This window comes from Nitrosomonas sp. Is35 (genome assembly GCF_033063295.1).
Lineage (GTDB): Bacteria > Pseudomonadota > Gammaproteobacteria > Burkholderiales > Nitrosomonadaceae > Nitrosomonas.
Genome location: NZ_JAWJZH010000001.1, coordinates 1,853,807 through 1,866,678, shown reverse-complemented (window position 1 = coordinate 1,866,678; position 12,872 = coordinate 1,853,807). Strand labels below are relative to the sequence as shown.

Sequence of the window (12,872 nt, the reverse complement as noted above, 5' to 3'; positions counted from 1 at the left end):
AGGATTTTGAGATGGACAAAAAGGATATTCAGATGAAATTATGTGTGACGCACGAACGAAATCCCTTGTAGTTATAAGTCGGCATGCGGTTTCAATCGTTGAGCTGTGTTCGATTGTCATGGACTTGGATTTTTGTCAAACATGATGAAGGTTAACTCCATCACTCAATATTCTGCACCTGCTCGCGCATTTGCTCGATAATCACCTTCAATTCCATCGAAATCCGCGTAATTTCCAGATCGACCGATTTTGAGCCGATGGTGTTGGCTTCGCGATGTAGTTCCTGCATCATGAAATCGAGTTGTTTGCCGACGGCGCCGCCTTTATTGATGATGCGTTCGACTTCGTCCAGATGTGCTTGCAGGCGTGAGAGTTCTTCGTCGACGTCGATTTTGCTGGCGAATAGGGTGATTTCCTGGTGGATGCGTTCGTTTTCCTGTGTACCAAGAATTTCTTCCAGCCGGGTGCGCAGTTTTTCCTCGAAAGTGGCGATCAGCGCCGGGATGCGCGGGGAAGCGGATTGCAGTAATTGGCGCATTTGCTTGATTCGTTCCAGCAAAACGGATTTCAGTTTGTCGCCTTCGCGTATCCGCGCGGCTTTTAAGTCATTCAATGCGGTTTGTAGCAAGGTCATGCCGATTGCATCGGATTCCTCGCCGGGTGCCGTGTCGCTCCCAAGCATGCCGGGCCATTTCAGGATTTCCGCCACCGATAACGAAGGTGCGGCGGGGTGGCGTGTTTTGATGGTTTGTTCCAGTTGCAGCAATTTTTCCAGCAAAGCCTGATCGAGCTGCTGTGAATTTTCCGTGTTCGCCGACGGGGAAAAATTCAGGCGGCATTCGACTTTACCGCGGCTGAGTTGTTTCGTCAGCAGTTCGCGCATAGCCGGTTCCAGCTTGCGAAAATCATCCGGTAGACGGAGCTGGAGGTCGAGATAGCGGTTATTGACCGAACGGATTTCCAGATTGAACGATCCGTACGGCATTTCTTGGGTTGCGGCGGCGTAGCCGGTCATGCTGACAATCATGATAAAAGTGCTTTTAAAGTTTGAAGGGGAACATACCGGGATAAGCTGAGCAAGTTGTCGTCACAGATCGCCGGAGCGGGTTTTCGGTCCAACAGACCGGTTACGGTAAAGGGCGTGTCTTTGTTTTCCGGATCGAATGCCACCAGACTCGCGTCGATGTATTTGTAATCGCCCGGCGCATTCAGGCGCCAAAGATTGGGAATGCCAGGGTAGGGCTGGTGCAGGCAATACGCTGCGGTGTCGCCGTGAATAATGAGAACCGGTTTCTTGAATTGTTCGGCTTTGTGCTTGATCAGATCGCGCAGCGAGCGGAAGCCATCGCAATCGGTGCGGTTGCTCGCAGTGCAGACCGGTTTCTCGTGATCAAAGTCGAACATATCCGCTTGGAAAGCGATGACCACCGCTTGCGCGGATTCCGCTGTGGCAAAGCGTTGTTGCAGCCATCCGGTGTTGGCATGATCGCGGCGATCCGCTTCGTTCAAGGCATCGTCGATGTTGCTGCGTAGGATTTCCCTGCGGCCATTATTGGTGCCGGGAATATGCAGCGTGGTGAAAGCGACCGGGCCGATATTCCACTGCGCATTTTCGATAAATCCTTCCTGCCGGATAAGGCCCGGAATATTCTGGGTTAAGTGTTGCCGGTTCTGATGAAAAAAGAGCTGGCGCAAATAACTGAGGCGCTCCAGTTCGTCATGCCGCATGCCGGTATTGAATCGGTCGCAATCGGTCCAGTCGTTATCGCCGGGGGTGTATACCGTTTTATGCGGATTGAGTTGCGCGATCTGGCGGTAGTGGTCTTGAAACAAATCGTCGTTGCAGCTCAACCGGCCTCTTTTAAAATCACCCAGGTGGATCAGCACGGGCGGGTTCAATGCACGAATGGCTTTGGCGATTGCACCATTGGGCTGCTCCAGTAGGGCATATTCGGCATCGGTGTAGGGCATATCGCCCAGTACCACAAAGCGGGTAGTCTTCTCAGCAACAGGAGTTGAATCGTCCGCGCATGCTGCGGTTGTAAAGAGCGCCCATGCCAGAAAAAACCGCAGCCATGCCGTCATATGTTTCTATTATCCGTTCATGTGGCTCTGAAAAACCAGCCCGGCATGCTCGCGCAGTTTATGAAAACGAATGGCAGGCCAGTTTTCTTCCGCCACACTCAGTTCCGCGCCAAACGAAGCCAGAAATGTCGGTGCATCGACAGCGTCGTAGGCGATGCGGTGTGAATTGGCTTCGATAAAGCGCTGCAATTCGCGCGGATCGTCGCTGGTAATCCAACGCGCCAATTGATATTTGGCCGAGGCGATGCGCGCCGCGACACCGTATTCATGTTGCAGGCGGTGCGCGACCACTTCAAATTGCAGCGTGCCGACAGCGCCCAGTAACAGCATATTGCCCAAATGCGGGCGGAATACTTGAATTGCGCCTTCTTCACCCAGTTGCGCTAATCCCAGTTTCAGTTGTTTGCTGCGCAGCGGATCGGCGATTTCCACGGTGCGGAAGATTTCCGGCGCAAAAAAGGGCAGGCCGGTGAATTGCAGCACTTCGCCTTCAGTCAAAGTATCGCCCAGTTGCAGCGTGCCGTGATTCGGTATGCCGATGATGTCGCCGGGGTATGCTTCTTCCAGAATGTCGCGGCGCTGCGATAAAAAGGACACGACCGTGCTGGTGCGGATATCCTTGCCATTACGCGCGACTTTCAAGTTCATGCCGCGTTTGAAGTGTCCCGAGCAGACGCGCACAAAGGCAATGCGGTCGCGGTGCGCCAGATTCATGTTGGCCTGGATTTTAAACACCATCCCGGAAAATTTCTTTTCGTCCGGCTGTACTTCGCGCTGAATGGCGTTGCGCGATTCGGGCGGTGGCGCCAGATCGACCAATGCATCGAGAATTTCGCGCACACCGAAGTTATTGATCGCCGAACCGAAGAAAACCGGGGTTTGTTTACCGGCGAGGAATGCGGCATGGTCGAAAGGCGGAGATGCGCCTTTGATCAAATCGATTTCCTGCATCGCGGTGGATAATCCTACACCGAAGCGTTGCTGGATTTTCGGATCGTCAAAACTGGCGATCACTTCGTTTTCATTGTCGACGCGGTCCGATCCCGGTTGAAATACGCGCATGCCATTGTTTTGCAAATCGCATACGCCGTGGAAATTTTTTCCCATGCCGACCGGCCAGGTGAATGGAATAGTCGTCATGCCGAGCGTACGCTCGATTTCATCGAGCAGATCGAGCGGTTCGCGTACTTCGCGGTCCATTTTATTCACGAAAGTGACGATCGGCGTGTTACGCGCGCGGCACACTTCCAGCAGGCGCAGCGTTTGCGCTTCGACACCGTTGGCGGCATCGATCACCATCAATGCGGCATCGACGGCGGTTAGCACGCGGTAGGTATCTTCCGAGAAATCCTGGTGACCGGGGGTATCGAGCAGATTGATGACGCAATCGCGGTATTCCATTTGCATGACCGAACTGGCCACCGAAATGCCGCGCTGCTTCTCGATTTCCATCCAGTCCGAAGTGGCGTGGCGGCTGGCTTTGCGCGCTTTGACACTACCCGCGATGTGAATCGCACCGGCGTACATCAGCAATTTTTCCGTCAGCGTTGTTTTACCCGCATCCGGGTGGGAAATAATGGCGAACGTGCGGCGCCGCGATACTTCTTGATCAATGCTCATAATCGGTAGTTCTGTGTTCCTGTGAATAAAGATAACAATGCGCGCTATGCGTGGCGCTGAACGAACTGGCTGGCGGGTAGGCTGCACGGCAAACCGGTATGGCATGCGCGCAACGCGGATTAAAATGACAGCCCGCCGGTGGTGCCGCCGGTGATGGCAAATCTCCCATGAGCGGAATGATGTGCCGCGCTGGATCCGCTTCGATGTGCGGAACCGACGATAACAACGCTTGCGTGTATGGGTGCTTGGGGTTATTCATCACCTCGTCGATACGCCCGTGTTCAACGATACGTCCCAGATACATCACCGCCACTTCATCGGCCAGATACTCTACAACCGCGATATTGTGGGTAATAAACAAAAATGCAAGTCCTAAATTATTTTGCAGCGATTTGAGCAGATTCAGAATCTGCGCCTGAACCGATACATCCAGGGCGCTGGTCGGTTCATCGCAAATCAGCAGCTTGGGATTGACCGCCAAGGCACGGGCAATTGCGATGCGTTGCCGTTGTCCGCCGGAAAATTCATGCGGAAAGCGCCATTTTACCTCAGCAGGCAGACCGACACGTTGCAATAATGCATCGATTTCATCTTCCCGGGACTGGGCGGATGCAGCCGTATCGTTGCCAGGGTAACCGGTTTGATAGGCTTTTAAGGCATTGATGCCTTCTTGCAGAATTTCAATGATGCGCATACGCGGATTCAAGGAAGCATAAGGATCCTGAAAAATGATCTGAAGCTGCGAACGTACCGGCCGCAATTGACTGCGCCTCAGTCCATTCAATTCCTGTTGCTTGAAACGCACGCTGCCCGCCGTGGGCTGAATCAATTGCAGAATGCTTTTGCCGATCGTGGTTTTACCGCAACCGGATTCGCCCACCAGCGCCAGCGTCTTGCCTGCGGCAATTTTCAACGACACGCCGTCGACTGCTTTGACATGACCCACGACACGTTTGAACAAGCCTTTACGAATCGGGAAATGCACTTTCAAGTCAGTGACCTGCAACAGCACTTCGTCTGTTGCCAGCGGAGTCGATGGCATTTCATGCGCGGTTTCCTGTGATGCTGTGTTGGCAACGGCGGCCACTTGATCGGCGTTGTTGCGGTATAAATGGCAGCGGACCTGATGTTGACCGGAAATCGTGTGCCATTGCGGAACGGTATCGCGGCACTGCGCCAGTGCCTGGTTGCAGCGGTCGACAAACCGGCACCCGGTAAATTGCTGCGCCAGTGACGGCACATTGCCTTGAATGACGGTTAATGCCTGATTGCGTTTCTGTTTTCCGGGCAATGCGGCGAATAATTGCTGCGAATAGGGGTGGCGCGGGTGATGAAAAAAATCGTGCCGGGTTGCCAGCTCGACAATTTCACCGGCGTACATCACCGCGACGCGTTGCGCCATTTCCGCCACCACGCCTAGATCGTGCGTAATCAGTAAAATGGCCATGCCTTTCTGCTGTTGAATGTGCCGCATCAGATCCAGCACTTGTGCTTGTATCGTGACATCCAGCGCGGTGGTCGGCTCATCGGCAATGAGCAGTTCCGGTTCACCGGCGAGCGCCATCGCGATCATGACGCGTTGCTTCATGCCGCCGGAAAACTGAAAAGGATACTCGTGCATGCGGCGTTCCGCATCGGGTATGCCGACTTGTTCCAGCAATTCCCGGATGCGCGCTTGCATGGCCTGCTGCGATAGATTCAAATGCTGCAGCAGCACTTCTTCGATCTGTTCGGCGATGGTCAAAACCGGATTCAGACTGAGCATCGGTTCCTGAAAAATCATGCTGATGCGCTTGCCGCGGATTTTACGCATGCCGGTTTCGGGCAATTGCAGCAAATCCGTGCCGCCGATGCTGATTTTTCCGCCAACGATTTCACCGACATCCGGCAGCAAGCGCATGATCGACAGCGCCGTCATCGATTTGCCGCAACCGGATTCACCCAATAGCGCAAATGTTTCCCCGGGTGAGATGGTCAGGGTTAAGCCATCGACGGCGCGTACCGGCGCATCGCCGGTGTGCAGCACAGTTTCGAGATTTTCTATTGCCAGCAAGGTATTCATGGATGAGAAGAAGATTTTGCCGCTGCGGTTGCTTCGGGCGCGTTGTCTTTTACACTTTTTTCTTTTTTGCCAAAACGCGAGAGTACCGTGCGTTGCCGTAATGTCCGGATGCGTGGATCCAATGCATTCTGGACCGCATCGGCAAACAAATTGGCGCTTAATACCAAAGTAAACATGAAACTGAACGCCGCCAGCAAGGCCCACCACACCATCGGTTCACGCGCCATTTCCAGCCGCGCTGCGTTGATCATGGTGCCGAAACTGATCATCGACGGATCGACACCGACACCGACATACGACAACACCGCTTCGGCCAGCACCAATCCGCTGAAATCCATTACCGTGGCGATTAGCACGATATGCATCACGTTCGGCAAAATGTGGCGGCTGATGACGCGCCAATGCGAAACGCCGAATGCATGCGCCGCCTGGATGTATTCCAGTTCACGCAATTTCAGCGTTTCACCGCGCAACAACCGGCACAATCCGGTCCAGCTGGTGATACCCAGGATCATGCAGAGAAACAGCAGCCGCAGATCGGCGCGCGATGCAATGGTGTCGAATAATTCCGGGTGGGTTTCGATATACACCTGCATCATCAATACCGCGGCGGCGATCAGTAAAACGCTGGGGATGGAGTTCAGCGTCGTGTAAATATACTGAATGACATCATCGACCCAGCCGCGGAAATAACCGGCCATAATGCCCAGCAATAATGCGAACGGCAGCATAATGAGCGTGGTTAGCGTGCCGATCACCAGCGCGACGCGTATGCTTTTGAGCGATTGATATAAAATATCCTGCCCGACCTTGTCGGTGCCCAGCACATGATAATGCCCGGCCAATGCAGTGATGCAGCCGATGATGAGCAACAGAATGAGTAGGGTGATCAAGATAGCGCGCCAGGGAATTTCGGTGTTGCGGCGCCAGATGGCCAGCAGGTATGGCGCAAAATTCTGCCGGCTGCGATGGGACAGCCGGGCGATTAAGCCAACGGACAGTACGCTCCAGATCAGCAAACCGCAGGCCAAGCCTTTTAACGCAAGTTGCGTGATGTCGGCGCTGTGTTCCTTGTCAGGATCTTGCAAATGCGCGCCGCCAAACTGGAGCCGGGCAAAAGTCCGCACTTGCTTGCCATCCTGCTCGATGGTTTCTTTGGCGTACAAATGCGCTGCCAGCGGTGCGGAGTAGGTTTTCTCGACTTGCGTGCGTAACGGGGCCACCAGTACATCCAGCAAACTCAGCACTTCCACGCTATAAATCGTCTCGCCCTGGTTGTTCTTGTGATCCAGCGCGGGGCGGAAATGCACCGTGTCCAGTAAACCGATCGCCAGGAAAAAAATCAGCACGGTGAGCGCTGACATGCCGCTGGCGCTATGTCCCACGCGCTTCCATTGCGCCAGCAGATGTTCATGGCGGCGGATATACCAAACGATAAAGAATACAATGGCGACAAACAAATAGATCAGCGCATCGGTCCACAAAATAATCGGGCTAAAAGACATGGTCAGGATGGATGGCTCTGCGGCGATGAGGCCGGTTTAATTACACATAATCATTCATATCATAAATGAATGCTGGGATTTTTTGAAAATTTATCAATACCGGTAAACCGATCAATGTATTAAGGCAGGATACAGTCTAACATTGATAACGGTTGAGGTCGCGTGATGATGGAAAATCTGCGCATGAAAAAGGAAGCAACAGTCCGGGCGAGTGTCTCCGTAAGATCTCTGCCCGGAACTGTTGTGTGAAGGACGTATTATTGTTGCAAACGATATTTTTTAGAAATTCTCATATTGCAGCCGGTCTTCACGCCTGATCAGCTCGTCAATCGTAAGGCCGATTGCCGGTTTACCGCTAAATACCGAACCCACCCGTTTATTGTTGAAGTGTTCCAGCATGGTGGCATAAGCTCTGGGTGGAAGAGGGAAGAACTTAACTTCTTTGACCAGTAGAAGCGCATTCTTCATATAAAACTCTACAAATGCCTTGACCTCGGGTTTTTCAGCCGCTTTGATATTGACATAAATAAAAACCGGGCGGGATAGCGGTTGATAGCTGCCATTTTCCACGGTTTCGACAGAAGGGAGAATCGCGCCTTTGCCACTGTCGATCGCAACGGCGGTTACTTTGTCCTGATTTTCGATGTAATAGGCGAAGCCAAAAAACGCTAAGCTGTTTTTGTTACCCGCCACATGATTTACCAGCACATTGTCATTATCGGATTCGGTGAAATCATGACGGCTGGATTTGGCTTTGCCGACAATGGCCTCGGTGAAGTAATCATAGGTGCCGGAATCCTCGTCAGCGCCGGATAATTTCATCGCTTCATCCGGCCATGCCGGGTTGATTTGATTCCACTGAGTGATTTTACCTTGCGCCGCCGGTTCCCAGATTTTCTTCAACTGTGCGATGGTCATTGACGTGCTCCAGGAGTTTTCCGGGTTTATCGCCACCGTCAGAGCGTCAAACGCCACGGGTATTTCGACATATTGCACGCGGGCGCTTTTACAATCTTTCATTTCACTATTCAGAATCGGGCGGGAAGCATTCACGATATCAATCTCACCACGGCAAAATTTCTTGAAGCCGCCACCGCTGCCGGAAATACCGACCGTCACGTTAATCGCGTTCTTTTTTGCGGCTTGAAAATTGTCTGCTACGGCTTGGGTGATCGGATAAACGGTGCTGGAGCCGTCTATTTTAATGACTGTTTGTGCATTGGCGACAGTGGCAGAGCCAGTCAGTATTGCCAATGAGATTGCGACAGCGAGTTGCTTGAAGTGATAAGGTTGCGACATTTCATTCTCCTGTTTGAGATGATGCGGCGTAAATGACGGCATTCAAAATGCCGCGCACGAAAATGTTAACGCATGTTTTCCAATCATGTCATGCTGGTAAAAGCTTAAGCATTGATGGATTGCAGGCTTTTTAAAATCGAGCATTCAGAAAATCACACTGAACACTCGATTTTTGCTCAACTTCTCAGTGGCGGATTTTTAGAAATCAATCGTCCACTGTGTCAGGAATGCGCTCAGATCACCATTATTCCATCCATGCGTACGTGCTCCGGCGCCGCCTGAGTAACCATTGGTATTCGTGGTTGGCGTTGCTGCCGTGTTGATATCCAGCATATGGATGACATTGGCCTGAAACTTAACATTGGAATGCGGGTACCAATTTAAACCGAATCTGACCATGTTGGCGCGGCCTCCTTTGATGACACCGGAATTCATGTCAATGTAATCATAGCCGAATGCGACTTCCCATGCGCCCCAGCCGGTGCCGTTCCAATGGAAGGGCCGGTTAGGCTTGATGCGGTTTGCCGCGCCGTTTCTGACGTGATAGGCCTTCGACTCACCGGTCAGGAAATAGCTTACAAAGCCATAATAACCGGTTAGGTGTTCGCTGTCATAACCGACACCGTTGATATTGGTGCGCAAATATTCAGCTTGCGCCGAGAATGGGCCGTAGACAAACCAGCTTTCCGCTCCGTAGCGATCATAACTGGTGACTTGACGGCGATTCGGATCACTCAACGCACCGGTGCTCAGATTACCGGTATTCAGGATATTGGTGCGGTCCACGTTGGTTCCCGGAAAGGCGAAGAATGACATACCGCCGCCGCCACCGATCTGGCCTTCTCCGACCATGGTGCCATCGGCGCGATATTGTGTGTTGACATCGGTATGTCCGGCAGAAACACCGACATGGAAAAACTTGGTGTCATCAATCATCCAAGGTCTGCCGCTGACACGGCCAATACCTTGCCAGCCGGTGTCGCCGGAGCCATTGTTACGATTCTGATTGCCGTTGGCATTGACGGAAGTCGATGCGGAAGACCATCCGCCGATGGGCTCGGTTTGGAATGCAATACCGGTTTGAAATCTCTTAACCGCGTAATTGGCGCCGATACCGGTTTTATAGGTGTTGGGATTATCGACGAACGAATTGACGGACATATGCCGTTCGATAAAAGTCAGATAGCGGTTGCTGGCAGCTTCTTCCAAGCTGAACGGCTCCTTGAACGAACCCAGTTTGTAAGAGAGCGCATCGGTATGGTTCAAACGCACGAACGCATCAGTAATTCCCGATCCGACAGTACCATTGCCTCGGCTGAAGTCGTATTCGAACTTGTAATCCCAGATTTTGTAAAAAGTGCCCTCAATGCCCAAACGCGCACGGCGGATATTCATGCCGCTATTCAATTCGTTTGCGGTACTCGCTCCGAAAGCGGGGTCAGGGTCATTGATAAAATTGTATTGCGAGGCTGGTTGAATCCGTCCATTCATCGATACCGAGAAATTGCCATCCTTGGTTGACCAATGTAAGCCGCGGTCATCAAAATTCCCGTGTATTTTTTCAACTTCCTTGACGCGTTCTTCGAGTACCGAGACTTGATTCTTAAGTTGCTCTTTCTCAGCCTTTTCCCGCAATCTTACCAAGCGGTCTCCTGCAGGTTTATTCTCCGTTTCCGCTGTCCGGTCCTCATGGGTTGGAGTTTGTGCAGGCGCTGCCAATACGCTTTGGGGGGCTTTTGTTTTGGCCGATTTCTCTGATTTTTCATAGGTGCCCATATGAACACGGCCGGGACCGGGTTCCGCAAAAATTTGCTTGGTTTTTGTATCGACATATAAATCGAGTGCATAGGCGCTGGATAGAACACCTAAATTGATTAACGCGGTGGTTGCCAGGGTAAGTCTGAATAATTTCATCATCTGTCGTTGATCCAGGGTTGAAAAAGTGAGTCATCTACGGTGGCAACCGTTATATAGAATCAATGTTACAGTTTTATGACAGTTACATTTTTTTTACGCTTTTATGACACAGCCTGTTATCCGGAATAGCAGTGCTGGCAGGTTAACTACTTGAAATAGTAACTATTAATTCCTAAAATACCGGATGCATTCAACGCAAAAGTAACAATGACGTTGCGTAATGCATAATTTGATTTTCTTGGATTGACGGGAACTTTCATGACGATAGTACCCATCTAACCAGGTACTTAACATGGGAATATGATTTCTCGTGCTAAGTAACTAATTCTATTAACTAACTGACTTATTATTATTTATTTAATAGGAGGAAAATAAAATGGCAACAACTTATGGCACGAGTAGCAGTGCATCAAGTGCTGACTATGATATGTCGCTGTGGTATGACTCAAAATACTACAAACTGGGTATGTTAACCATGCTGCTGGTTGCGATATTCTGGATCTGGTACCAAAGAACGTTTGCATACTCACACGGTATGGACTCGATGGAACCGGAATTTGACAAAGTATGGATGGGCCTGTGGCGTGTTCACATGACCCTGATGCCTTTGTTTGCGTTAGTAACCTGGGGTTGGATATTGAAAACCCGTGATACCAAAGAGCAACTGGACAATCTCGATCCGAAACTGGAAGTGAAACGCTACTTCTACTGGATGATGTGGCTGGGCGTGTATCTGTTTGGTGTTTACTGGGGCGGCAGCTTCTTCACCGAACAAGACGCATCCTGGCACCAAGTGATTATTCGTGACACCAGCTTTACCCCAAGTCACGTGGTGGTGTTCTATGGTTCATTCCCGATGTACATCGTATGTGGCGTAGCATCATACCTGTACGCGATGACCCGTCTGCCACTGTACAGCCGCGGCACATCGTTCCCGCTGGTGATGGCAATTGCTGGCCCGCTGATGATTCTGCCAAACGTAGGTTTGAACGAATGGGGTCACGCATTCTGGTTCATGGAAGAACTGTTCAGCGCGCCACTGCACTGGGGCTTTGTAATTCTGGGCTGGGCAGGTTTATTCTCGGGTGGTATTGCAGCACAAATCATCACCCGTTACTCCAATCTGACCGATGTGATCTGGAATGGTCAAAGCAAAGAAATTCTGAACAACCGGATCGTTCCTTGATCCATTCTCTGTTACTGTAAACTAAACCCGTTGCCTGAACTCTGGCAACGGGTTTAGTTCTGCCCAGCGTCTTCTTTACTCATTTGCAGCGGATCAATCTTCCGGTTGGTTTGAATAATTTCATTCGGCATATCTGTATTCTTACATCATGGAAGATTTGACAACCCCTATTCAACAATGGATATCGACCGAAACATTGATCGCGCTCTCGATCGCTTCAATCATTGGCTTCATCGGTTCTTTGATTGCAATTCCATGGATTCTGATCCGGTTACCGAGTGACTATTTCGATTTGCGCGTTCCCCGTCACTGGATGAGAGAGCACCACCCTGTATTGAGGGTGATTGGATTAATCGTCAAAAATATTGCCGGTGCAGTATTTCTAATGGCAGGTATCTTGATGCTATTTTTGCCTGGGCAAGGGATACTGACGATGCTGATCGGTATTTCTTTTATGGATATTCCTTACAAGCGTGAGTTTGAAGTCCGAATTGTCGGACAACCCACAGTATTTAACGCCATCAATGCCATGCGTCATAAATTCAATAAACCGCCACTCACGCTAGCCTTATCTCCCAAAAAGTAAAATAATTTTGGGATACTCAGGCCATTCTGATAGCCTGTTCATCACGCTGTAAGCAATGCATTAACCGTTTGAGATGAGAATAGACAAAAATATCGAGCAGCCGGAAATATTGCCCTTGACGACAGGGGATGCGGATGCCATTTCGGCATTGGCTGAAACGATCTGGCGGCATCACTATGCCCATATTATTTCAACAGAACAAATCGAATATATGCTGCAGCAGCGTTACCAGCCGGAATTGATCAAGAAGCAACTGTTGAATCCGGCCATCTGGTGGCGGAAGCTGATTTTGAACGAGGCGATCATCGGTTTCTCATGTTGCATGCTTACAAATAAGCCAGGTGAGCTTAAAATAGACAAACTCTATATCCATCATGACCATCACCGTAAAGGCTATGGTGCTATGCTGATTAAAAACGCGATTCAAATTATGCGGGAAAATAATCTGCAATCGCTGATTCTGACCGTCAACAAAGATAACCGCACCGCGATTTCGGCGTATCGGCATTATGGATTTGAAATTACAGGTGATAGTATTGTTGATATCGGCAATGGTTTTGTCATGAATGATTATTTGATGACCTGGAGAAATTAAACCGCTTGGCGGATTGA

General features: G+C 50.7%; 10 protein-coding genes. 3 read left to right on the top strand and 7 right to left on the bottom strand.

What is annotated here, in order from left to right; all coding sequences use genetic code 11:
• Nucleotides 1–160: 160 nt before the first annotated feature.
• The 7 genes from R2083_RS08775 to R2083_RS08745 all read right to left on the bottom strand — a co-directional run bounded on the left by R2083_RS08775 (nt 161) and on the right by R2083_RS08745 (nt 10,488).
• Complete coding sequence (locus tag R2083_RS08775; protein WP_317538213.1) at nt 161–1,027, bottom strand: YicC/YloC family endoribonuclease; 867 nt, start codon at nt 1,025–1,027, stop codon at nt 161–163.
• Nucleotides 1,024–2,085 (bottom strand): hypothetical protein, encoded by a 1,062-nt coding sequence (locus R2083_RS08770; protein WP_317538212.1) that lies wholly within the window; start codon nt 2,083–2,085, stop codon nt 1,024–1,026. Before R2083_RS08770 ends, R2083_RS08775 begins: the two co-directional genes overlap by 4 nt.
• Before the next feature lie 9 nt (nt 2,086–2,094).
• On the bottom strand, nt 2,095–3,705 hold the full coding sequence (locus R2083_RS08765; protein ID WP_317538211.1) for a peptide chain release factor 3: 1,611 nt from the start codon (nt 3,703–3,705) through the stop codon (nt 2,095–2,097).
• Complete coding sequence (locus R2083_RS08760) at nt 3,695–5,767, bottom strand: ABC transporter ATP-binding protein (protein WP_317538210.1); 2,073 nt, start codon at nt 5,765–5,767, stop codon at nt 3,695–3,697. The genes R2083_RS08765 and R2083_RS08760 overlap by 11 nt, the downstream gene beginning before the upstream one ends.
• The gene (locus tag R2083_RS08755) at nt 5,764–7,272 is read right to left on the bottom strand and encodes an ABC transporter permease (RefSeq protein WP_317538209.1); all 1,509 of its coding nucleotides are present in this window, start codon (nt 7,270–7,272) and stop codon (nt 5,764–5,766) included. Before R2083_RS08755 ends, R2083_RS08760 begins: the two co-directional genes overlap by 4 nt.
• Before the next feature lie 279 nt (nt 7,273–7,551).
• Nucleotides 7,552–8,571: a PstS family phosphate ABC transporter substrate-binding protein gene (locus R2083_RS08750; protein WP_317538208.1), complete on the bottom strand. Its 1,020-nt coding sequence runs from the start codon at nt 8,569–8,571 to the stop codon at nt 7,552–7,554.
• A gap of 198 nt (nt 8,572–8,769) precedes the next feature.
• Nucleotides 8,770–10,488 (bottom strand): OprO/OprP family phosphate-selective porin, encoded by a 1,719-nt coding sequence (locus R2083_RS08745; protein WP_317530532.1) that lies wholly within the window; start codon nt 10,486–10,488, stop codon nt 8,770–8,772.
• Between the two features lie 376 nt (nt 10,489–10,864).
• Here R2083_RS08745 and R2083_RS08740 point away from each other — a divergent pair, with 376 nt between their 5' ends.
• The 3 genes from R2083_RS08740 to R2083_RS08730 all read left to right on the top strand — a co-directional run bounded on the left by R2083_RS08740 (nt 10,865) and on the right by R2083_RS08730 (nt 12,855).
• Nucleotides 10,865–11,674, top strand: coding sequence for a methane monooxygenase/ammonia monooxygenase subunit C (locus R2083_RS08740; RefSeq protein WP_090316992.1), 810 nt, complete (start codon nt 10,865–10,867; stop codon nt 11,672–11,674).
• A gap of 148 nt (nt 11,675–11,822) precedes the next feature.
• Entirely contained in the window at nt 11,823–12,260 is a 438-nt protein-coding gene (locus R2083_RS08735; protein WP_317538207.1) for a PGPGW domain-containing protein, read from the top strand.
• A 73-nt stretch (nt 12,261–12,333) separates the two neighbouring features.
• On the top strand, nt 12,334–12,855 hold the full coding sequence (locus tag R2083_RS08730; RefSeq protein WP_317530535.1) for a GNAT family N-acetyltransferase: 522 nt from the start codon (nt 12,334–12,336) through the stop codon (nt 12,853–12,855).
• Nucleotides 12,856–12,872: the final 17 nt, after the last annotated feature.